21 protein-coding genes are annotated in these 20940 nt (G+C 72.4%); 11 read left to right on the forward strand and 10 right to left on the reverse strand.

Annotated elements, in window-relative coordinates:
- The first annotated feature begins 63 nt into the window (after positions 1-63).
- Entirely contained in the window at positions 64-765 is a 702-nt protein-coding gene (locus ACFWE2_RS09410; RefSeq protein ID WP_377223956.1) for a FadR/GntR family transcriptional regulator, read from the forward strand.
- A gap of 66 nt (positions 766-831) precedes the next feature.
- On the opposite strand, the gene ACFWE2_RS09415 is transcribed toward ACFWE2_RS09410, so the two are convergent.
- Genes ACFWE2_RS09415 through ACFWE2_RS09430 form a run of 4 tightly spaced genes read right to left on the reverse strand, consistent with a single transcriptional unit; the run spans position 832 to position 4313 of the window.
- Positions 832-1224: a universal stress protein gene (locus ACFWE2_RS09415; RefSeq protein ID WP_377223957.1), complete on the reverse strand. Its 393-nt coding sequence runs from the start codon at positions 1222-1224 to the stop codon at positions 832-834.
- Positions 1221-2744 (reverse strand): tripartite tricarboxylate transporter permease, encoded by a 1524-nt coding sequence (locus ACFWE2_RS09420; RefSeq protein ID WP_377223958.1) that lies wholly within the window; start codon positions 2742-2744, stop codon positions 1221-1223. Before ACFWE2_RS09420 ends, ACFWE2_RS09415 begins: the two co-directional genes overlap by 4 nt.
- A 39-nt stretch (positions 2745-2783) precedes the next feature.
- Positions 2784-3293, reverse strand: a complete 510-nt coding sequence (locus ACFWE2_RS09425; protein WP_377223959.1) for a tripartite tricarboxylate transporter TctB family protein — start codon at positions 3291-3293, stop codon at positions 2784-2786.
- A 6-nt stretch (positions 3294-3299) separates the two neighbouring features.
- Positions 3300-4313, reverse strand: coding sequence for a tripartite tricarboxylate transporter substrate binding protein (locus tag ACFWE2_RS09430; RefSeq protein WP_377223960.1), 1014 nt, complete (start codon positions 4311-4313; stop codon positions 3300-3302).
- Between the two features lie 183 nt (positions 4314-4496).
- Here ACFWE2_RS09430 and ACFWE2_RS09435 point away from each other — a divergent pair, with 183 nt between their 5' ends.
- From ACFWE2_RS09435 to ACFWE2_RS09455, 5 genes are all read left to right on the forward strand, one after another.
- Entirely contained in the window at positions 4497-5378 is an 882-nt protein-coding gene (locus ACFWE2_RS09435; protein ID WP_377223961.1) for a LysR family transcriptional regulator, read from the forward strand.
- Positions 5379-5574: 196 nt separating this feature from the next.
- Complete coding sequence (gene kdgD / locus ACFWE2_RS09440) at positions 5575-6495, forward strand: 5-dehydro-4-deoxyglucarate dehydratase (RefSeq protein WP_377223962.1); 921 nt, start codon at positions 5575-5577, stop codon at positions 6493-6495.
- 51 nt (positions 6496-6546) lie between these two features.
- The gene (locus tag ACFWE2_RS09445) at positions 6547-8139 is read left to right on the forward strand and encodes an aldehyde dehydrogenase (NADP(+)) (protein WP_377223963.1); all 1593 of its coding nucleotides are present in this window, start codon (positions 6547-6549) and stop codon (positions 8137-8139) included.
- On the forward strand, positions 8136-9464 hold the full coding sequence (locus ACFWE2_RS09450) for an enolase C-terminal domain-like protein (protein ID WP_377223964.1): 1329 nt from the start codon (positions 8136-8138) through the stop codon (positions 9462-9464). Before ACFWE2_RS09445 ends, ACFWE2_RS09450 begins: the two co-directional genes overlap by 4 nt.
- 267 nt (positions 9465-9731) lie before the next feature.
- Entirely contained in the window at positions 9732-9989 is a 258-nt protein-coding gene (locus ACFWE2_RS09455) for a hypothetical protein (RefSeq protein ID WP_377223965.1), read from the forward strand.
- Positions 9990-10007: 18 nt separating this feature from the next.
- On the opposite strand, the gene ACFWE2_RS09460 is transcribed toward ACFWE2_RS09455, so the two are convergent.
- From ACFWE2_RS09460 to ACFWE2_RS09475, 4 genes are all read right to left on the reverse strand, one after another.
- Entirely contained in the window at positions 10008-10634 is a 627-nt protein-coding gene (locus ACFWE2_RS09460; RefSeq protein ID WP_377223966.1) for a TetR-like C-terminal domain-containing protein, read from the reverse strand.
- A 68-nt stretch (positions 10635-10702) separates the two neighbouring features.
- On the reverse strand, positions 10703-11614 hold the full coding sequence (locus tag ACFWE2_RS09465) for an SDR family oxidoreductase (RefSeq protein ID WP_377223967.1): 912 nt from the start codon (positions 11612-11614) through the stop codon (positions 10703-10705).
- Complete coding sequence (locus ACFWE2_RS09470) at positions 11611-12351, reverse strand: SDR family oxidoreductase (protein ID WP_377223968.1); 741 nt, start codon at positions 12349-12351, stop codon at positions 11611-11613. Before ACFWE2_RS09470 ends, ACFWE2_RS09465 begins: the two co-directional genes overlap by 4 nt.
- Positions 12352-12492: 141 nt before the next feature.
- Positions 12493-13905, reverse strand: coding sequence for a cation:dicarboxylate symporter family transporter (locus ACFWE2_RS09475; RefSeq protein WP_377223969.1), 1413 nt, complete (start codon positions 13903-13905; stop codon positions 12493-12495).
- Positions 13906-14046: 141 nt separating this feature from the next.
- Between ACFWE2_RS09475 and ACFWE2_RS09480 the strand changes: the two genes are divergently transcribed.
- Together ACFWE2_RS09480 and ACFWE2_RS09485 are read left to right on the forward strand one after the other, a co-directional pair.
- Complete coding sequence (locus ACFWE2_RS09480) at positions 14047-15762, forward strand: ATP-binding protein (RefSeq protein ID WP_377223970.1); 1716 nt, start codon at positions 14047-14049, stop codon at positions 15760-15762.
- Entirely contained in the window at positions 15759-16454 is a 696-nt protein-coding gene (locus ACFWE2_RS09485) for a response regulator (RefSeq protein WP_377223971.1), read from the forward strand. The genes ACFWE2_RS09480 and ACFWE2_RS09485 overlap by 4 nt, the downstream gene beginning before the upstream one ends.
- A 109-nt stretch (positions 16455-16563) precedes the next feature.
- Here ACFWE2_RS09485 and ACFWE2_RS09490 read toward each other — a convergent pair whose 3' ends face one another.
- Both ACFWE2_RS09490 and ACFWE2_RS09495 read right to left on the reverse strand, forming a co-directional pair.
- Positions 16564-17100, reverse strand: coding sequence for a hypothetical protein (locus tag ACFWE2_RS09490; protein WP_377223972.1), 537 nt, complete (start codon positions 17098-17100; stop codon positions 16564-16566).
- A 62-nt stretch (positions 17101-17162) separates the two neighbouring features.
- Entirely contained in the window at positions 17163-18170 is a 1008-nt protein-coding gene (locus tag ACFWE2_RS09495; protein ID WP_377223973.1) for a helix-turn-helix transcriptional regulator, read from the reverse strand.
- Positions 18171-18286: 116 nt separating this feature from the next.
- On the opposite strand from ACFWE2_RS09495, the gene ACFWE2_RS09500 reads away from it, so the two are divergent.
- The 3 genes from ACFWE2_RS09500 to ACFWE2_RS09510 are packed head-to-tail and all read left to right on the forward strand — an operon-like array spanning position 18287 to position 20856.
- Positions 18287-19342: an ATP-binding cassette domain-containing protein gene (locus ACFWE2_RS09500; protein ID WP_377223974.1), complete on the forward strand. Its 1056-nt coding sequence runs from the start codon at positions 18287-18289 to the stop codon at positions 19340-19342.
- Positions 19339-20175 carry an ABC transporter permease gene (locus ACFWE2_RS09505; protein ID WP_377223975.1) on the forward strand — a complete coding sequence of 279 codons (837 nt, stop codon included), beginning with the start codon at positions 19339-19341 and terminating at the stop codon, positions 20173-20175. The genes ACFWE2_RS09500 and ACFWE2_RS09505 overlap by 4 nt, the downstream gene beginning before the upstream one ends.
- A gap of 39 nt (positions 20176-20214) precedes the next feature.
- Positions 20215-20856, forward strand: coding sequence for a cation transporter (locus ACFWE2_RS09510; protein WP_377223976.1), 642 nt, complete (start codon positions 20215-20217; stop codon positions 20854-20856).
- Positions 20857-20940 lie beyond the last annotated feature (84 nt).

The raw sequence follows: 20940 nt of genomic DNA on the forward strand, positions 1-20940 counted from the left end.
CGGCGAGGTAGAGCGCGTGTCCGGACAGGCGCTCTACCTCGCGGGAGATGGAAGCATGAGCACATGGCCATGACCTTGAGCGGCACCCTGGTGGAGTCGCTGCGGAACCGCATCGTGAGCGGCGACATCGCCCCGGGCGAGAAGCTGCCCAGCGAGCCGCGGCTGGCGGCCGAGCACGGGGTGAGCCGCACCGTCGTCCGCGAGGCGATAGCGCGCCTGAACCTCGAGGGCCTGGTCCACACCCGGCGGGGCAGCGGCAGCTACGCGCTCACTCCCCCGGCCGACGACGCCGACGGCGCCCCGCCGCTCGCCCGTTCGCTGGCCGACCGGCTCGCCCTGGTCGAGTACCGCCTCGCGCTGGAGGCCGAGGCAGCCGCGCTCGCCGCGACCCGGCGTACGCCGGCCCAGCTCGCGGCGCTGGCCGACCGCCTCGACTCCCTCGCGTCCTCGGACGGCCATCCGGCGACCGCCATGCAGCACGACTTCGCCTTCCACCGCCTCGTGGCCGAGGCCGCCGGCAACAGGTTCCTGCTGGAGGCCCTGGACCGGCTCGGGCCGCAGATGATCGCCATGCCGCGCGGCCGCCTCGACCGGCACGACGGCGGCCGCTTCACCGCCGTCGTGCAGGAGCACCGGGCGGTGCTCGCGGCGCTGGAGTCGCAGGACCCGCTGGCAGCCGCGGCGGCGATGCGGGTCCACCTGGCGGGCTCGCGCCGCCGGCTTCTTGCCGAGTCGGGCGCGGCCACGGCAGACGGCGCGACCTGACCATGCGGTTCCTGCCAGACCGGGCCGTGTCCTGGCAGCAACCGCATGGTCAACCGCTCGGGGTCCCTAGCGCGGCTTGACCGCCAGCACGGGATGGTCCGCCTGCAGCAGGATGCGCTGCGCCACCGACCCCATGATGAACTTCCCGACCGTGCTCCGGCGGCGCAGGCCGATCACGATGAGCGACGCGTCGTGCTTCTCGGCCAGGTCCAGGATCTCGTCGGTGAAGTCGTCGCGGTGCGTGCCGCGTACCACCTCGGCCCGCACCCCGGCGTCGTCCGCCAGGGTGAGGACCCGGGACAGGTCCTCCGTCGTCGCGACGGTGGTCTCCACCACTGAACCCTCGCGTGCCGAGTTCACGACGAGCAGGTCCTCGTCCCGGAGCCGGGCCTCGGTGATCGCCGCCCGCGCGGCGGCCTCTCCGGCAGGGGTGGGCACGTAGCCGACGACGATGGTCATACTGACTCTTCCTCTCGGTTCTGGGCCGGCATCTGGGCCGCCCGTCGATCGCGCACGGACCGGACCAGCGGCAGCACGGCGACCACCACGAACACGACCAGCAGCGTCGCGGAGATGGGCCGGGTGAAGAAGCCGGCGGCGGACCCGTCGAACATGAGCAGCGAGCGCCGCAGGCTGGACTCGAGCAGGGAGCCGAGCACGAACGCCAGCACGAGCGGCCCGGGCTCGAAGCCGAACTTCTTCATCAGGTAGCCGACGGCTCCGAAGACGACGACCAGGAGCACGTCGAACACGGAGTTGTTGATCGTGTACGCGCCGATCATCGTGATGAGCGCGGTGGCAGGCGCGAGGATCGCCGCGCGCACCCGCAGGATGCGGACGAAGACGCCGACCAGCGGGATCGACATGATCAGCAGCAGCACGTTGCCGATGTACATCGAGTTGACGACGCCCCAGAACAGGTCGGGGTGCTCGGTGACGAGCTGCGGGCCCGGCGTGATGCCCTGGATCAGCAGGGCGCCGAACATGAGGGCCATGGTCGCGTTGGCGGGGATGCCGAGGGTGAGCAGCGGGATGAAGGAGCTGGTCGCGGCGGCGTTGTTCGCCGTCTCCGGGCCTGCGACGCCCTCGATGGCGCCCTTGCCGAAGCGGCTGGGGTCCTTGGCGCGCTTCTTCTCGGCGGCGTAGGCCGCCATGGAGGCGATGGTCGCGCCGCCGCCGGGCAGGATGCCGAGGAAGAAGCCGAGCACGGACCCGCGGGTCACGGCCCCGGAGGACTCGCGCAGGTCCTTGCGTGAGGGCCAGACGTTCGCGATCTTGCCGGGCGCGTGCACGGCGCGGTGCCGCTCCTGAAGGTTGTACAGGATCTCGCCGAGGCCGAACAGGCCCATGGCGACGGGTACGAAGTCGATGCCGTCCGCCAGGCTGAGGCTGTCGAACGTGAACCGTTCGGCGCCCGTGAAGGCGTCCCGGCCGACGGTGGCGAGCAGCAGCCCGATCGCCGCGGCGATCAGCGCCTTGAGCTTGGCGCCGGACGCGATGGTGGAGACCAGCAGGATGCCCAGCAGCGCGAGCGCCGTGTACTCGGGCGGCCCGAAGTCGACGGCGAAACCCGCCACGACCGGCGCGAGGAACGTCAACCCGATGATGGCGACCGTGCCGCCAACGAACGAGCCGATGGCGGCGATGCCGAGCGCCGTGCCCGCCCGGCCCTGCCTGGCGAGCGCATGCCCGTCCAGGACGGTGACCACCGAGCTGGCCTCCCCCGGCAGCCGCAGCAGCACCGAGGTGATGGTGCCGCCGTACTGGGCGCCGTAGAAGATCCCGGCGAGCATGATGATCGCGGTCACCGGCTCCACGCCATAGGTCAGCGGGAGCAGGATGGCGATGGTCGCCGCCGGGCCGAGGCCCGGCAGCACACCGATAAGCATGCCGATGACCACGCCGACCAGGCAGTACAGGAGATTCGTCGGTTCAAGCACGACGGCGAAGCCGGCCAGGACGTTCTGCAGCGATTCCACGTGATTCCCTTTGTGGGCGGTCTGAGTCGTGCGGTCAGGTCAGAAGAGGTGCGGGACGTTCGTGCCGAGCGCCCCGACGAAGACCGCGTAGAGCGCGCCGACCACGAGCACCGAGTACAGGACGGCGGACCGCCAGGACTCCCCGCCGAGGAGCTTCATCCAGACGAGGCTCAGGAGCAGCGCGGGGATCTCGAAGCCGATCACCGGCAGGAGCGCCACGAGCCCGAGCAGCGTCGCGAGGCCGGCCAGCGAGAGCCACGAGTACCGGGAGAACTTCTCGCCGTCCCCGCCCCGGCGTCCGACGACCGCCTGGGCGAGGGACAGCACGACGATCGCGACGCTCACCGCGAGCGGCCAGAGCCCGGCACCGGGCCGCGACGGCGTGCCGAGGCCCAGGGCCACGGCCGCCACCGCGCCCGCCACCCCGACACCGGCGGTCACCAGGCACGCGGCCAGGTTGGCGACCGGGCCGGCGGCGGGCGGTGCGGCGTCGTCGACGGGCTCGAGGGGCTCGACCGGCTCGGCGGTCCGCACGGCTGGGCTCTTCACGACCGGTCAGCCTTCCGCGAGGCTGATGTCGTACTCGTCGGTGAGCGCCTGGTACTTCTCGGCGAGCTCCGTCCACTCCGCGGTGACCTCTTCGCCGGAGATCTCGTGCGGCGTGAGCAGGTTGTTCTCGTTGAACTCCTGGTACGTGTCGGTCGCGATCGCGGCGTCTATCGACTTCACGAGCCGGGCCTTGACGTCCTCCGGCAGGCCCTTCGGGGCGGCGACGGCGCGGTACTGCGAGACGGGCACGTCGTACCCCTCCTCGACGGCGGTCGGCACGTCCGGGAGGAACTGGTTGCGCTCGGCCGAGAACGCCAGCAGCGGCACCACCTTGCCCGCGTCGATCTGCGGCTTGGCCTCGCCGAGCTGCACGGTGGCCACCTGGACCTGGTCGCCGACGACGGCGGTGAGTGCGGGCGAGCCGGAGTCGAACGGGACCGCGGTGCCCTCGACGTCGGCCTGCGCGAACAGGACCGCCTGCGCGAGCTGCGAGCCGGTGCCCACGCCGGTGGTGCCGTACGTGACGTCGCCGGACGCCGCCTTGAGGTCGTCGAAGGTCTCGAAGCCGGACTCGGCGCTGGCGAGCAGCACGTAGTCGTCCTGTGACAGACCCTTGAGCACCTCGAGGTCGTCCAGGCTCACCGCCTCGTCCTCGGACACCGCCAGCGGGGTGATCGTGATGAGGGAAGCGTTGAGCAGGATCAGCTCGTGGCCGTCGGCGGGCTTGGCGGCGACCTCCTCGGTCGCGAGCGCGCCGTTGGCGCCGGCCCGGTTGACCACGGGCACGGACTCGCCGAGGTCCTCGGCCATGCCCTCGGCGACGGCGCGGGCGATCAGGTCGGTGGAGCCTCCGGCGTCCTGGCCCACGGTGATGGTCACGGGTCCGCTCGGGAAGCCGTCGGCGTCGGACCCTCCGGCCACGTTCCCGCCGCAGGCGGCGAGGGTCAGGGCGGCGAACGCGGCGCCGGCTCCGAGGAAGGCCCTGCGGGTGCGCAGGGTCCGGTCGGCGGGAGTTGTCATCGCGGCTCTCTCCTCATTGAGATCGGGACACAGATATCGGGACACAGAGATCAGGGATCGGGATCGGATCGAAAAGGCCTGTCCCGGTCGGTCGTCGAGCATAGGAAGCCCGTACGATGCCTGTCTAAGCCTCTTACTGCATTGCTTGATTCTCGGAATGCATCGAGTCCCGGAAAGGTCGTCGTGTACACCCTCGATCAGGTCCGCTGCTTCCAGGCCGTCGCGGAGGAGCTCCACTTCGGCCGCGCCGCGGAGCGGCTGAACATGACCCAGCCCCCGCTCAGCCGCCAGATCCAGAAGCTCGAACGCGCGGTGGGGGTGCCGCTTTTGGAGCGGGACAACCGGCATGTCGAGCTGACGACGGCGGGCGCCGCCTTCCTCGAGGAGGCACGCCGCCTGCTGACCGCCGCCGACGCCGCCCCGGCGCTCGCCCGGAAGATCGCGGCGGGCAGGGCCGGCGTGCTGCGCCTCGGCTTCACCGCCGCGTCCGGCTTCAGCCTGCTTGGCACGCTCGTCCAGGAGATCGCCGAGTTCATGCCCGACGTCGACCTCGACCTCCAGGAGCTGGTCACGATCGAGCAGATCGAGGCGATCCGGCGCGGTGAGCTCGACCTCGCCCTCGGCCGGCCGCCGTTCGACCAGGAGAGCTTCGACTCGCGGCTGCTCCTCTCGGAGGACCTGGTCCTGGCCGTGCCGGACGGGCACGCGTTCGCCCGGCTGGACCGGCCCGTCGTCGTCGGCGACCTGCGCGAGCAGGCGGTGATCGGGCACCACCCCACCAAGGCCCGCTACTTTTACGACATGGTGGTGCGCTACATCGACGTCGAGCACGCGAACGTCGTGCACGTCGTCAGCCAGATCCTCACGATGTGCTCGCTGGTCGCAGCGGGCCGCGGCGTCGCGTTCGTCCCCGAGTCGGCCCGGCTCCTCGGCCTGCCGGGGGTCACGTTCGTCGAGCTGGGCGACGTGCCGCACGGCGTCGTCGAGCTCCACGCCATCTGGAACCGCACATCAAAAAACCCGGCCCTACACACCTTCCTGACCTTCCTCCACCCAAACGACTGACCCTCGTTGAGTGCTGGGTATTTGTGGGATCGAAACGGTTCGAACCCGCAAATACCCAGCACTCAGCGGAAGAGGAGGGCCGGTGATGTTGCTGGGGTATCAGTTGATGCACTTTCGGGCTTGGACAGGCATCGTTCGAGATTCCTAGGTTGGCGACCAGCACGCCATCGCCGACGTCTGTCACAGGAGGGGCCCCTTGGCCACGTACGCACCCCAGGAGCTCGCCGTCTCCCTCAAGGACGGGCTGCTCTCGTTCCCCGTCACCCCGTTCACCGGGGACGGGGAGATCGACGAGGAGCGCTACCGCGAGCACATCGACTGGCAGTCGAGCTTCGAGATCGGCGGCCTGTTCGCCGCCGGCGGCACGGGCGAGGGGTTCAGCCTGACCCCCGAGGAGTCGGCCCGCGTGGTGCGGCTCGCCGTCGAGACCGCGGCCGGACGCACCCCCGTGCTCGGCAGCGCGGGCGGCAACACCGCCCAGGCCATCGCGAACGCGCGGGCCGCTGAGGCCGCCGGCGCGGAAGGGCTCCTGCTGCTGCCCCCGTACCTGACCGAGTGCGACCAGGACGGGCTCCTGGAGCACGCCTCCGCCATCTGCGCCGCCACGAGCCTCGGCGTCATCGTCTACAACCGCGGCAACGCCGTGTACTCCGCGCAGACCGTCGCACGGCTCGCGGAGCGGCACCCCAACTTCATCGGGTTCAAGGACGCCGTCGGCGACATCGAACAGCTCACCCGCGTCCACGCCACGAACGGTGACCGGCTCTTCTACCTCGGCGGGCTGCCCACGGCGGAGACCTTCGCGCTGCCGCTGCTCCAGCTCGGCATGAGCACCTACTCGTCGGCCATGTACAACTTCGTGCCCGAGTTCGCCCTGGACTTCTACCGGGACGTGCGTGCCCAGGACCACGCGGCCGTGACCGAGAAGCTGCGCCGGTTCGTGCTGCCCTACCTCGACATCCGCGACCGCGCCAAGGGATACGGGGTATCGATAGTCAAGGGCGGCCTGAAGGCAGTCGGCCGGGACCTGGGCGGCGTCCGCCCGCCCCTGCAGGACCTGACCGACCGCGACCTGAAGGACCTGGGCACCCTGATCGACGACGCCGGCGTCCGCTGACGCACGACCCGCCGACGCACCAACCGCCCGAAACAGCACGGGAGAGAGACGATGACCACGACCGAGCTCACCGGACACTCGATAGTCGCCGGCGCGCCGCTGGCAGGCGGGGCGGGCACCGTCGCCGGCCAGGACCCGGCGACGGCGCAGGCCCTCGAGCCCGCCTACTCGCTGCTCGACGACGCCCAGGTCGCCCGCGCGACCGCCGCCGCGCAGGAGGCCTTCGCCTCCTTCTCCACGCTCGCCCCGGAACCGCACGCCCGGTTCCTGGAACAGATCGCGGACAACATCGACGCCATCGGGCCCGACGTCGTCCCGCGCGCCGTGCGCGAGACCGGCCTCCCGGCGGCCCGCCTGACGGGGGAGGTCGCCCGGACCACCGGGCAGCTACGCCTGTTCGCCCAGGTCGTGCGGCAGGGCGACCACCGCGGCGTGCGGGTCGACCCGGCGCTGCCCGACCGCACTCCCCTGCCCCGCGCCGACATCCGGCAGCGCAAGGTGCCGCTCGGCCCCGTCGCCGTGTTCGGCGCGAGCAACTTCCCGCTCGCCTTCTCCACCGCCGGCGGCGACACCGCCTCGGCGCTGGCCGCGGGCTGCCCCGTCGTCGTCAAGGCGCACAACGCGCACCCCGGCACCGCCGAGCTCGTCGGCCGTGCGGTGGCCGACGCCGTCGCGGAATGCGGCCTGCACCCCGGTGTCTTCTCCCTGGTCTACGGGCCCGGCAACGCCGTGGGCAAGGCCCTCGTGACGGACCCCGTGATCCAGGCCGTCGGCTTCACCGGCTCCCGGGGCGGCGGCCTCGCGCTCGTCGCGGCGGCGGCCGCCCGCCCGGTGCCCATCCCTGTCTACGCCGAGATGAGCTCCATCAACCCGACGATCCTGCTCGACGGCGCCCTGGCCGGCGACGTCGACTCGCTCGCCGCCGCGTACCTCACGTCGGTGACCGGCTCGTCGGGCCAGCTCTGCACCGCTCCCGGGCTGGTCCTCGTGCCGGACGGCGCGCGCGGCGACGCCTTCGTCGAGGCGGCCGGGCGCGCCGCCGCCGCCACCGCGGGCCAGACCATGCTGACGGCGGGCATCGCCGAGGCCTGGCAGCGGGGCGTGGACACGCTCGCAGCGCAGGACGGCGTGCACCTGGTCGGTGCGGGCTCCCCGGGCGGCAGCGAGAACGCGCCCGCGCCGGCCGTGTTCGCGAGCGCCGTCCCGACGCTGCTGAGCAACCCGGTGCTGCAGGCCGAGATCTTCGGCGCCGCCTCGCTGGTGGTCCGGTACGCCGACGCCGGCGAGCTGCTCGCCGCCGTCGAGCGCCTGGAGGGGCAGCTCACGGTGACGCTGCACCTGACCGAGGCCGACCGGGAGGCCGCCGCGGCGCTGCTGCCCGTCCTGGAGCGCAAGGCGGGCCGCATCCTCGCGAACGGCTGGCCGACCGGCGTCGAGGTGGGGCACGCGATGGTGCACGGCGGGCCGTTCCCCGCGACGTCCGACTCCCGCAGCACGTCCGTGGGTTCGCTCGCGATCGAGCGGTTCCTGCGCCCCGTCGCGTACCAGAACCTGCCGGAGTACCTGCTGCCCGAGCCGGTCCGGTCGGACAACCCGTGGCACCTGACGCGCCGGGTCGACGGCGTGCTGGAGGCCGGCCGGTGAGCGCCCACCCCACGATCGCCCGGGTCGAGGTGGTGCCCGTCGCGGGCCACGACTCGATGCTGCTGAACCTGTCCGGTGCGCACGCCCCGTTCTTCACGCGGAACATCGCAATCGTCACGGACTCCGACGGCCGCACCGGGCTGGGCGAGGTGCCCGGCGGGGAGAAGATCCGGGCCACGATCGAGGAGGCGGGGCGGCTCGTCGTCGGGCAGCCCGTTGCCCGGTACCGCAGCCTGCTGCGCACCGTCTCCGCCGCGTTCGCCGACCGCGACGCGGCCGGGCGCGGCCTGCAGACGTTCGACCTGCGCACCACCGTGCACGCCGTCACGGCCCTGGAGTCCGCGCTGCTCGACCTGCACGGCCAGGACCTGGGCGTGCCCGTCGCCGAGCTGCTCGGCGACGGCGTCCAGCGCGAGGCCGTGCCGATGCTCGGCTACCTCTTCTACGTGGGCGACCCGGACGCGACCGACCTGCCGTACCTGCGCGGGGACGACGAGTCCGACGCCTGGGGCCGGCTGCGCCGCGAGCAGGCCCTGACGCCCGACGCCGTCGTGCGGCTGGCGGAGGCCGCCGCCGCACGCTACGGCTTCACGGACTTCAAGCTCAAGGGCGGCGTACAGGCGGGCGACCTGGAGGTCGACGCCGTCGTGGCGCTCAAGGAGCGGTTCCCCGACGCCCGGATCACGCTCGACCCCAACGGCGGCTGGCCGCTCGCCGAGGCGGTCCGGCTGGGCGGACGCATGCGCGGCGTCGTCGCCTACGCCGAGGACCCGTGCGGCGCGGAGGGCCGGTTCTCCGGCCGCGAGGTCATGGCGGAGTTCCGGCGGGCGACCGGCCTGCCGACCGCGACCAACATGATCGCGACGGACTGGCGCGAGCTGGCGCACGCCGTGCGTGCGGGCGCCGTCGACATCCCGCTCGCCGACCCGCACTTCTGGACCATGGCCGGCTCGGTGCGCGTGGCGCAGCTCTGCCACGAGTTCGGGCTGACCTGGGGATCGCACTCCAACAACCACCTCGACGTCTCGCTGGCCATGTTCACGCACGTCGGCGCGGCGGCGCCCGGCACGATCACCGCGCTGGACACGCACTGGATCTGGCAGGACGGGCAGGGCCTGACGACGGCGCCGCCCCAGATCCGCGACGGCGCGATCGCGGTGACGACGACGCCGGGCCTCGGCGTCGAGCTGGACCGCGACCGCCTGGCCGCCGCGCACGAGCTGTACCTGGAGCACGGCCTTGGCGCCCGTGACGACGCGCTGGCCATGCGGTACCTGGTCCCGGGATGGGAGTTCGACCCGAAGCGCCCGTGCCTCGTCCGCTGACTGCCCTGTTGAGTGCTGGGTATTTGTGCACTTTCGGGCCCGAGACCCGCAGATACCCAGCACTCAGCGCTGCTAGATTCGAGGGGTGTTCTGGACCGCAGCCGAGAGCTACAGCATGGAGACGACGTGCTCGCGTCGTCGCGCCCCGCTGTACGGCGCGGACGAGGACCGCCGCGAGCTGCATCCCTGAGTGACGGAACGCCCGCGCCCGCACATCGTCGTGCCGGCGCACCGCCGCCCGCCCGTCACGACCACCAGGGAACCACCATGCGCGCTTCCGACCTGCCATCCGTCCTGCGGGACGGGCGCGAAATCGTGCTCCTGCACGGCACGCACATGCTCAACCTCACTGCGGCGTCGGGCAACCCGATCCAGGCGATGGACCTCGGCTTCGCGCTCCAGGCCCGCAGCCTGGCCGCGATCGTGGCCGGACAGGCCGGGCCGGCCGGGGTGTCCGCAGTGCCCGGGCCGGTCGACCGCGTGCTGGCCACGTCCCTGGTCGGGCTGCTGTCCGGACGCGGGTGACCTGCCGGGCGGGATCGGCTACCTCGTGGCGATCCCGTCCAGCAGGTTGCCCACCAGTGCCTCGACGAAGCCGTCCGTGATCGGCTCGTCCGGGATCAGGAGGCGGTGGTAGACGGCGCCCCAGAGCTGGTCGACGACCACCTGCACGTCGACGTCGTCCCGCAGCTGGCCCTGCTCCTGCGCCCGCGCCAGCCGCTCCCCCGCCAGCGCGCGCCGCCCGGAGGAGTACAGGGTCCGGTACGCGACCGCGAGGTCCTTGTCCGTCTGGGACTCGCCGATCAGCTCCGCGAGGATCCGGCCCCCCGGCGTCGTGGTCATCAGGCGGACGAACGCGTGGAGCTGGTCCAGGAGGTCGGCGCGGATGTCGCCCGTGTCCGGGAAGGCGAGCGTCTCCTGGACCGCGTGGAAGTACCCGTCGAGCGCCAGCGCGCCCCTGGAGGGCCACCACTTGTACAGCGTGGTCTTGCTGACGCCGGACAGCCGCGCGACCCGCTCGAACGTCAGGTCGGCGATGCCCTCGCCGAGCAGCAGCTCCCCCACGGTGCGCAGCACGTCGCCCCGCACCTCGTCGGCCGGCCGCCGCCCGCGCCGTCGGCTGCGTGCACCAGGCACCTCGACGGCGGACGCCGTCGCCTCGTTCTCCACGTGTGCTCCCCCTGGGTGCTGGTCGACTAGGTCCTGGTCAGCGCCCGCCAGTCTAGGTCTGGCGACCACTACCGGCGTTCGCGGGCCGACCCGGCGTCTACCGTGAGGAGATCGCCCAGGCCGACCCGGCCGAGGAAGTCGCGGCGGGTGCGGTCGGCGAGGTCGGAGACCGCCGCCGAGCCGTCGTCGGCCGGGTCGATGTGCACCCGGTACGGCCGCTGACCTGCGGGCAGGGCGACGATGCGGGCGATCTCGTCGGAGACCAGCGAGGCGTCAGCGTCCTCGGGCGCCAGGGCCGCGAGCTTCTCGGCCACCTGGCCCATCAGGCCGGCGTACCGGGTCTCGTACGCGGCCTCGACGTCCGCGTCAGCCGGATGGCCGGCGTGCGCGAAGTGGTTCGTGCCGCTGGTGAACGAGCCGGGCACCACTATCGACGTCTCGACGCCCCAGCGGGACAGCTCGGCGGCGTAGGACACCGCGAGGGAGTCCATGCCGGCCTTTGCGGCGAAGTACGGGGCGAGGTAGGGCGGCGTACCGCCCTTGACGCTGGAGCTCGACACCCAGACCACGAGGCCCTCGCCACGGGCGCGCATGCCGGGCAGGACCGCCCGGTTCACGCGCTGGGTGGAGAGCACGTTGATGTCGTACAGCTCCGCGAGCTGCTCGGGCGTGAACGCCTCGGCCGGCCCGACGACCATGTGCCCCGCGTTGTGGATCAGCACGTCGATGCGGCCGTGCTCCGCCTGGATCCGCGCCGCTGCGCGGTCGATGGAGTCCTGGGAGCTCACGTCGAGCTCGACGGCCCGCAGGTCCACCCCGTGCTCGGCGGCGTAGGCCTGCGCGGCCTCGACCTGCGGCGCGTTGCGGCCCTCGGTCTGGCGCATGCCCGCGTAGACGGTGTCACCCGCGTCCGCGAGCGCGCGGGCGGTGAGGGCGCCGAAGCCGGACGACGCCCCGGTGATGACGATGACGTTGCTCATGCGATGCCTCCGTTGACGTAGACCGTCTGCCCGTTGACCCAGCGGGCGGGACCGGCGAGGAAGGCGACGGTCTCGGCGACGTCGTCCGGGGTGCCGAGGCGCTCCAGGGGCGCGAGGCCCGCGAGCCTGCCGACGGTCTCCTCGTCCTTGCCGTCGAGGAACAGCGGCGTGGCGGTCGGCCCGGGGGCGACGGCGTTGACGGTGATGTCCTTGCCCCGCAGCTCGCGCGCGAGCACCAGGGTCAGGGCCTCGACCGCCGCCTTGGACGCCGCGTAGGGCGCGTAGGTGGGGTGCTGCAGGCGGGTCTGGCTCGTGGAGAAGCCGATGATCGCGCCGCCCGGCCGGACGCGGCGGGCCGCCTGCTGCGCCACGACGAACGAGCCGCGGATGTTGGTGCGGTGCATGCGGTCGAGGTCGGCCAGGTCGAAGCTCGCGACAGGGCCGAGGATCATGATCCCCGCGGTGTTCACCACCACGTCGATCCCGCCGAACGCCGCCTCCGTCGCGTCGAACGCGGCGGCCATGGCCTCCTCGTCCGCGACGTCGCCGCCGACGGCGATCGCCTGCCCGCCCGACGCGGCGATCCGGGCGACGACCTCCTCGGCCCTGGCCTGGTTGCCCGCGTAGTGGACGGCGACGGCGAAGCCGTCCGCGGCGAGGCGCTCGACGACGGCGCGGCCGATGCCGCCGGAGCCGCCGGTGACGAGGGCGACCCGAGTGGTGCTGGTGGTGCTCATGGCATCCTCCTGAGGTTCCGATGTGGACTGTGCGTTCATATAAACACAGATGTGTACGCCGCGTCCATATCTTCACAGAAAAATGACGGCGGTCCAGGCACCCCCAGAGTGCCCGGACCGCCGCCGGTCAGGTCCGCGGTCTCAGACCGTGGCCGGCTCGACCACCTTCTCGCGGGAGCCGGTGCTCGGCCCGTCGGCGTCGCCGCCGGCGGAGTCGTTGCGGGAGCCTTCGTCGGCCGGGGCTCCGTGCGTGTCGTCCATCGCGCTCTCGTCGAACGGGATGTCGCCGGAGAGCACCTGGGCCACGCGCTCGCCGTCGATCTCCTTGGTCCAGGTACCGATGACCACCGTCGCGACGGCGTTACCCGTGAAGTTGGTCACCGCGCGCGCCTCGGACATGAAGCGGTCGATGCCGACGATGATCCCGACGCCGTCGACCAGGTCGGGGCGGTAGGTCTGCAGGCCGCCGGCGAGGGTCGCCAGGCCCGCACCGGTGACGCCGGCCGCGCCCTTGGAGGCGATGATCATGAAGACGAGCATGCCGATCTGCTCGGGGACCGACAGCGGCGTGCCCATGGCCGAGGCGATGAACAGCGACGCCATGGTCAGGTAGATGGCCGTGCCGTCCAGGTTGAACGAGTACCCGGTCGGCACCGTGATGCCGACGACCGGCTTGGACACGCCCAGGTGCTCCATCTTGGCGATCAGGCGCGGCAGGGCCGACTCGGACGACGAGGTGCTGACGATCAGCAGGTACTCGCGGGCCAGGTACTTCATGAGCCGGAAGATGTTCACGCCGGACACGAGCTTCAGCACGGTGCCGAGCACGAGGACGATGAACAGGACGCACGTGATGTAGAACCCGGCCATCAGGGTGCCGAGCTGGACGACGGCGCCCCAGCCGGTCTCGCCGACGACCGCCGCGATGGCGCCGAACGCGCCGACCGGCGCGACCCACAGGATCATCGTCAGGACCCGGAAGACTATCGACTGGAGCAGCCGGATCGCCTCGAGGGCGGGCTTGCCGCGAGCGCCGAGCTGCTGGATGGCGAACCCGACCAGCAGCGCGACGAACAGGGTCTGCAGCACGGACTCGCCGGTGAGCGGCGAGACGAGCGTGGTGGGGATGATGCCGAGCACGAACTCGGTGAGGGACGACGCCTCGCCCTCCGCCTCGTAGGTGGTGCCCGCGATGGACAGGCCCTCGCCCGGGTGCAGCAGGTTGCCGACGACCAGGCCGATCACGAGCGCGAAGGTCGACATGACGATGAAGTAGAGGAGCGCGAGGCCGCCGACCCGGCCGACCGTCGCGGCCTTCGCGATGGATCCGATGCCCAGCACGATGGTGCAGAAGATCACCGGCGAGATCATCATCTTGATCAGGTCGACGAACCCGGTGCCGAGCGGCTTGAGCGCCACTCCGGTCTCGGGGGACGCAAGGCCCACGATGACGCCGGCCACGACGGCGACGATCACCGCGATGTACAGGTAGTGACTCTTGTCGAGCCGGCGGCGCGGGGTGGTCCCGGGGCCGGCGGGCAACGTTTCCGCCATTGGTCTTTTCCTCTCACAACGCTGTGTGGTCAGCGACAAGAGTGCTGGGCGGAGCGGTGAATCCCGCCATTGCGTACTTAATGTTCTCCGAAGGGGTTCCACCTGGTCGGGCCCGGCGGCGCCGGGGGTCACAATGGGTCCGTGGCGCAGCGACGGGGTGCGAGTATCGCGAGGTGGTTCCTCGCCGTGCACACGACGCTGCTGTTCGTCGGCGCGATGGTCGTCTTCGGGCTGCTGGTGCTCGACGCCCGGTCCACCGCCCAGACGCACGCGGCGAAGGAGAGCACGGACCTGGCGGCCACGGTGGCCGCGGAGTCGCTGGTGATCGACACGGTCGGCCGGGCGCACGCCGACGCCGCCACCGACCGGGCGGGCTCGGTGGCCGAGGCGTCGCGCGTGCTGCAGCCGTATGCCGAACGGGTCATGGAGGCGACGGAGATCGACTACCTCACCGTCATGGACACCGACCGGACCCGGTACACGCACCGCAACGAGTGGCAGATCGGCCGCGCGTTCGTCGGCAGCACCGCTCCGGCCCTGCGCGGCGAGACGTTCACGGAGGTCTACGACGGCACGCTCGGCCCGTCGGTCCGTGCGGTGGTCCCGGTCGTGGCGGACGACGGCGAGGTGGTGGGCCTCGTGTCGGCAGGGGTGACGCTCGACCGGCTGTGGGACAGCATCGTCCCGCGCCTGGTGATCGTCGGCGTCGGCACGCTCCTGGCGTTCGGCGCGGGCGCCGTCGCCGCGGCCCTGCTCGCGCGCCGTCTGGACCGGATCACGGAGAGCAAGGGCCCGGACGAGCTCGCGCACCTGTTCACCGCGCACGAGGCGGTGCTGCACTCGGTCGAGGAGGGCATGCTGCTCGTCGAGGACGGCACGGTGGTGCTCGCCAACGACGAGGCGCTGCGCCTGCTCGGCGTGCCCGACCTCGCGGCCCCGTTCGCCGTCGCCGACCCGCGGCTGTCCCCCGCCGTCCGTGACGTGCTCGGCGGCGACACGCCCGAGGGGCCGGTCCGGGTGGGCGACCGGGTGCTGCTGGTGGGCCGCGACACCGCGGCGGCGTCGGGCCGGAACGTCGGCGAGGTGATCTCCCTGCGCGACCGCACGGAGCTGCAGCGGATCACCGGCGAGCTGTCGTCGGTGCGCACCATCTCGGACGCGCTGCGCGCCCAGACCCACGACTTCAGCAACCGCCTGCACACCATCGCCACCCTCATCGAGCTGGGCCGCAGCGACGAGGCGCTGCGCTTCGTCGCGAGCGAGCGCGACCTCGGCCAGCGGCTCACGGACCGCGTGGTGCAGGCGATCGAGGAACCCGTCATCGCGGCGCTCGTGCTGGGCAAGGCGGCACAGGCACGCGAACGAGCGGTGGAGATGCACTTCGAGACGCACCTCGCGCCGGGTACGCACTGGCTGGAGCCGGTCGACGTCGTGACGATCCTGGGCAACCTGATCGACAACGCCACGGACGCCGCCGCGGCCCGCGCCCTGGACGACACCACGGAGCCGGCCGGCGAGGCGTGGGTCGAGGTGTATCTCGCCAACGGGGACGACGGCTCGCTGGTGTTCCAGGTCTCCGACAGCGGGGCCGGCATCGCCGAGACGGACCGCGACCGCATCTTCGAGCACGGCTGGAGCACCAAGGACGCGACCGCCGGCGGGCGGGGCTACGGGCTGGCGCTCGTGCGCCAGGTGGTGGAGAGCCTCGGCGGCGACATCGAGGTGTCGCAGGGCACCGGGGCGGTCTTCACGGTCACGCTGCCCCGTCCGGCCGCCGACGCGCCGCGGGTACGGGCGGCCGGAACCGCGGGCGCGCGGTCGGCCGGCGCCGCCGGGGCGCGGGTGAGCGGACCATGATCCGGGTACTGGTCGTGGAGGACGACAACCGCACGGCCCAGGCGCACGGCGAGTACGTGCGCCGGGTCGAGGGCTTCGAGCTGGCCGGGGTGGTGCACACCGCGAGCGAGACCGTACGGGCGCTGCGCGACGCCCAGGCCGCGGGCGAGGAGGTGCACCTGCTCCTGCTCGACATGAACCTGCCCGACCTGCACGGCCTGGTCCTGTGCCGGCAGCTGCGCGCGGCGGGCCTGGTCGTGGACGTCATAGCGGTGACGGCGGCCCGCGAGCTCGAGACGGTGCGCGAGGCGGTCGCCATCGGCGTCGTGCAGTACCTGATCAAGCCGTTCGTGTTCGGGCTGTTCGCCGAGAAGCTCGGCGCGTACCGCAAGTACTTCGAGCAGATGCGCTCGCCGGTCTCAACCCTCAGCCAGCGTGAGGTGGACACGGCGTTCGCGGCGCTGCGGACCTCCAACGCCACGGGGCTGCCGAAGGGACTGTCCCAGGACACCCTGGACGCGGTGTCCGACCTGCTGGCCCGGCGGCCCGGCGCACTGTCGGCGAGCGAGGTCGCGGACGAGCTCCACCTCGCGCGCATCACCGCGCGCCGCTACCTGGAGTTCCTCGCGGACGCCGGGGTCGCGTCCCGGGCGCCCCGCTACGGCGCACGCGGGCGGCCCGAGCTCGAGTACGCCAGGGAGCGCCCGGCCTGACCACGGTGCTGCCTGGCCGCACGTCGTGCGCCGAGTCAGTGAGCTGGTCGGACCACGGCGCTGACTCGTGCCACCACGTGCGCCGAGTCAGCACCGTGGTCCAGGGACGTCAGCGGCCGATCGCCGCCGTCAGCCGGTCGAGGTAGTCCTGCTCGCCCGCGCTGACCGCGAGGCGCTTGCTGAAGAAGCCACCCTCCTTGGACTTGGTGGCCTTGACGACCTCCGTGGCGATCCGCAGCAGCCACTCGCCGTAGGCGGCGAGGTCCTCCTGGTCCGCCCGCTCCCGCAGCACCGCCATCGACGCCGCGGTCAGCTCGACCGCCCTCGCCGTGTCCCGCTCCGGGTTCGGACGCGGGTCCTCCGGCACGGCGACGCCCTCCGGCGTTCCCACCTTGTCGGCCAGGGACCGCTCGGCCGCCGCCTCCTCGTCCTTGAGCCTGTCCCGCAGCGCGAGCGCCACCGACTGGATGAAGTCGTTCTGGTGCTGCTGCGCCTCCCGGAACACCTTGGCGCCGGTCGCGGTCTCCCGGATGAACCGGATCGCGCCGGGCCGTCCGTCCGCCAGGGTGGCGCCCTTCAGCACCGCTCCCGGGGCGTCCAGGATGTGGCCCAGCTCGTCGTCGCTGAAGTCGGACAGATTCGTCATGCGCACGCTCTCTTGTCTGCTGGTCTGTGTCTGCTGTGTCCGTTTCTGGGAACGCGCACAACCTACTGGCTGGGCTCGTCGTCCGGCAGCGACGCGCGGTACCTGCCGGCCAGCTCGCGGGTCGCCTCCACCAGCTCCGGCGGCCCCTCCACCTCGAAGGGCACGTCGAACGCGCCGAACCGCGCGGCCAGGCCGCCCCACGACCACGAACCGAGCCCGACACGGCAGCGGGGCACGCCGTCGACGTCCGGCAGCGGCTCGCACAGGCCCTGGCCACCTACCCACGGGGCGATGTCGGCGGCCCGTGCGTGGAGCACCGCCTCGCCGTGCATCGGTGACGGCGACCCGCTGATCCGGGAGCCGACGAAGTCCGCGACGGAGCCGCCGGGCACCTCCCGGAACGTGAACCGCGGCCCGGTCCCGGTGCGCAGCCGCATCCGGTCCACCCGGAACATCCGCCAGTCGTCGCGGTCGAGGTCGAACGCCACGAGGTACCAGCGCCCGTCCGACGTCACGAGATGGTGCGGCTCGACCCGGCGCGGCGGCCGGAAGGCGCCCTCGCCCTCGCCGATCGCGGGCATCGTGCCGCCCTCGTAGTCGAAGCGCACCACCTCGCGGGCGTGGCACGCCGAGCCGAGGGACAGGAGCAGGTCGGGGTCGACCACCGGCTCGTCCGCCCCGGCCCGCCGACGCCGCACCGTTGTCACCTCGAGCGCGTCCAGCCGGGCCCTGAGCCTGGCGGGCATCACCTGCCGGATGGTGGCAAGGGCCCGCAGCGCGCCCTCCTCCGCGCCGGGGATCGTCCCGGTGCGGAGTGCGATCGCGACGGCGACCGCCTGCTCGTCGTCGAACAGCAGCGGCGGGAGCTCGGCGCCCGCGTCGAGACGGTAGCCGCCGTCGGGCCCCTTGGTGGCGTTGACGGGGTAGCCCAGCTCGCGCAGGCGGTCGACGTCGCGCCGCACGGTGCGGGGGCTCACGTTCAGCCGGTCGGCCAGGAGCGCACCGGGCCAGTCCCGGCGGGCCTGGAGGAGCGACAGGAGGGCGAGGAGGCGTCCGGAGGTCTCGAGCATGAGTTCAGCATCGCACGGGGTAAAGGCCAGAACCTGACCGCTACTACCGAGAGAGTGGGACACGTAGCCAGCAGGGACGAACCAGACCGCACGCCAGACCGCAAGAAGGAGACACCGTGATCCGCACCCAAGCGCTCACCAAGGACTTCGTGGTGAGCCGTACCCGCACAGTGCACGCAGTGCGCGGCATCTCGCTCGACGTCGAACCCGGCGAGCTGGTGGCCGTGCTCGGCCCCAACGGCGCGGGCAAGACCACCACGCTGCGCATGCTGACGACGCTCATCCCGCCGACGTCGGGCACCGCGGAGGTCGCCGGGTACGACGTCGCCACCCGCCCCGACCGTGTCCGTGCCGCCATCGGCTACGTCGGCCAGGGCGGTGCCGGCGGGGCGTCCCAGCTCGTGCGCGACGAGCTGGTCACCCAGGGCGAGATCTACGGCCTGGACCGGCGGACGGCCCGCAGCCGCGCCGCGGAGCTGGTCGAGGCCCTCGACCTGACCGAGCAGGCGGACCGCAAGATCGAGAGCCTGTCCGGCGGCCAGAAGCGCCGGCTCGACGTGGCCGTCGGCCTGGTCCACGAGCCGTCGCTGCTGTTCCTCGACGAGCCGTCGACCGGGCTGGACCCGCACAACCGCGCCAACCTGTGGGAGCACATCCTCCGCATGCGCACCGCTGCGGCCGAGCCCATGACCATCGTGCTCACCACGCACTACCTCGACGAGGCCGACACGTTCGCCGAGCGGGTGATCGTGGTCGACCACGGGCAGGTCATCGCGGACGCCACCGCCGACGCGCTGAAGGCCGACCTCGCGGGCGACCTCGTCACCCTGGGCGTGGCGGCCGAGCACGCGACGGCGCTGGCCGCCATCGCGGAGCGGGCGCCAGGCACGCGATCCGTACGGGTCGAGGCCGGCGCGGCAGGTGGGGCGAGGACCGTCGAGATCCGCACCGCCGACGGACCCGGTGCCACACCGGGGCTGCTCCGCGCCGCGGACGCCGCGGGTGTCCCGGTCAGCCGCGTGGACGTCACCCGGCCCACGCTCGACGACGTCTTCCTGAACCTCACCGGACGCAGCCTGCGGGAGACCTCGCCGGGTGAGCCCGCCGGAACCGCCCGCTCGACCAGCACCGACAACTCGACCAGCACCGACAAGAAGGAGGTCCTGGCATGAGCGCCGCGACCCTGACCCCCGGCACCGACGCATCCGGCGCCACCGCCTCCGGCACGGCCCGGCCGCTCCCCCGCCGCAGCTTCCTGCGCGACACCCGGATCGTCCTGGTCCGCGAGCTCCACCCCGTGGTACGCGACCCGTTCTCCCTGGTCTTCGGCCTCGTGCAGCCGCTGGTCTTCCTCGGGCTGTTCGGCCCGCTCCTGGCCGGCTCGGCCGGCGAGGCGCTCGGCGGCGACGTCTGGCTGTGGTTCGTGCCCGCCGTGCTCGCGATGACCACGCTGTTCGGCACGTCGGTGACGGGCTCCAACCTGCAGCTCGACCTCACGTCGGGCGTGCACGAGCGCATGCTCGTCACCCCGCTGTCCCGCCCGGCACAGCTCGTGGGGCGAGCGCTGAAGGAGATGGTCCCGATCGTCGTCCAGTCGGCGATCGTCGTGCTGGTCATGCTGCCGTTCGGCCTGCGCCCTGACCCGCTCGGGACGGTGCTCACGCTCGCGCAGCTCGCGGTGCTCGGCATCGGCGTCGGCTCGCTGTCGTACGCGCTGGCGCTCGCGGTGCGCAAGCAGGAGTGGATGTTCTGGGTGGTCCAGCAGACGTTCCTGTTCCCGGTCATGATGCTGTCGGGGATGCTGCTGCCCCTGGAGAACGGTCCGGCGTGGATGCGGGCGGCGTCGGCCCTCAACCCGCTGCGCTACGTCGTCGACTCCAGCCGGGCCGCCTTCGCGGGCGACCTGCTGTCCTCGACGGTCGCCTGGGGCTGGGTGGCGGCGCTCGCCACGGCCGCGCTGGGTCTCACGGTCGGCGTCCGCGCCATGATCCGCTCGGCGGACTGAGGCAACGGGCGCGCGTCCTGGCACGGACAATGGGTGACCGTGACCGACAACCAGGACGCGCGCCCCGCCGACGACCCGCACGCCGCCCGGCTGCGCCGGACCGTGGCGGTCGTCGCGGCCCTCAACCTCGCCTACTTCTTCGTCGAGTTCTCCGTGGCCCTCGCCGCCGGGTCGGTCTCGCTGCTGGCCGACAGCGTCGACTTCCTCGAGGACACGGCGATCAACGTGCTCATCCTCGTCGCGCTGAGCTGGCCGCTGGCGAGGCGGGCGGTGATGGGCAAGGCCATGGCGCTGGTCCTCCTGGTCCCGGCCGCGGTGGCCGCCTGGGAGGCGGCGCAGCGGTTCGCGAGCCCGACGGCGCCCGACGTCGTGCCGCTCGTCCTGGCGTCCCTCGGTGCGATAGCCGTCAACGGGACCAGCGCCTGGCTCCTGGCCCGGGTCCACCACGGCGGCGGCGCGCTCGGCCGCGCCGCGTTCCTGTCCGCCCGGAACGACGTGCTGGTCAACGTCGCGGTGATCGCCATGGGCCTGGTCACCGCCTGGACCGGCTCCGGGTGGCCCGACCTGGTCCTCGGCTGCGCGATCATCCTGCTGGCGCTGCACGCCGCGCACGAGGTGTGGGAGGTCAGCAAGGAGGAACGCCTGGCAGCCAGGGCCCTAAACGGCGACCAGATCGACTGACCCCCCTCCCGGACCGTTGAGTGCTGGGGTTTTTTTGTGGGGGATAGGGTTGGAATGGCAAAAAACCAACACAACACGAAGGGG

The sequence above is a fragment of the Promicromonospora sp. NPDC060271 genome (assembly GCF_042726755.1).
In the GTDB taxonomy this organism is placed as follows: Bacteria; Actinomycetota; Actinomycetes; order Actinomycetales; family Cellulomonadaceae; genus Promicromonospora.

What these genes read in the sequence shown, in the direction of transcription:
- ACFWE2_RS09410 (WP_377223956.1), top strand. Translation starts at nt 64, where the DNA reads ATGGCCATGACCTTGAGCGGCACCCTGGTGGAGTCGCTGCGGAACCGC.
- ACFWE2_RS09415 (WP_377223957.1), bottom strand. Translation starts at nt 1,224, where the DNA reads ATGACCATCGTCGTCGGCTACGTGCCCACCCCTGCCGGAGAGGCCGCC.
- ACFWE2_RS09430 (WP_377223960.1), bottom strand. Translation starts at nt 4,313, where the DNA reads ATGACAACTCCCGCCGACCGGACCCTGCGCACCCGCAGGGCCTTCCTC.
- ACFWE2_RS09445 (WP_377223963.1), top strand. Translation starts at nt 6,547, where the DNA reads ATGACCACGACCGAGCTCACCGGACACTCGATAGTCGCCGGCGCGCCG.
- ACFWE2_RS09455 (WP_377223965.1), top strand. Translation starts at nt 9,732, where the DNA reads ATGCGCGCTTCCGACCTGCCATCCGTCCTGCGGGACGGGCGCGAAATC.
- ACFWE2_RS09465 (WP_377223967.1), bottom strand. Translation starts at nt 11,614, where the DNA reads ATGAGCAACGTCATCGTCATCACCGGGGCGTCGTCCGGCTTCGGCGCC.
- ACFWE2_RS09470 (WP_377223968.1), bottom strand. Translation starts at nt 12,351, where the DNA reads ATGAGCACCACCAGCACCACTCGGGTCGCCCTCGTCACCGGCGGCTCC.
- ACFWE2_RS09475 (WP_377223969.1), bottom strand. Translation starts at nt 13,905, where the DNA reads ATGGCGGAAACGTTGCCCGCCGGCCCCGGGACCACCCCGCGCCGCCGG.
- ACFWE2_RS09485 (WP_377223971.1), top strand. Translation starts at nt 15,759, where the DNA reads ATGATCCGGGTACTGGTCGTGGAGGACGACAACCGCACGGCCCAGGCG.
- ACFWE2_RS09490 (WP_377223972.1), bottom strand. Translation starts at nt 17,100, where the DNA reads ATGACGAATCTGTCCGACTTCAGCGACGACGAGCTGGGCCACATCCTG.
- ACFWE2_RS09495 (WP_377223973.1), bottom strand. Translation starts at nt 18,170, where the DNA reads ATGCTCGAGACCTCCGGACGCCTCCTCGCCCTCCTGTCGCTCCTCCAG.
- ACFWE2_RS09505 (WP_377223975.1), top strand. Translation starts at nt 19,339, where the DNA reads ATGAGCGCCGCGACCCTGACCCCCGGCACCGACGCATCCGGCGCCACC.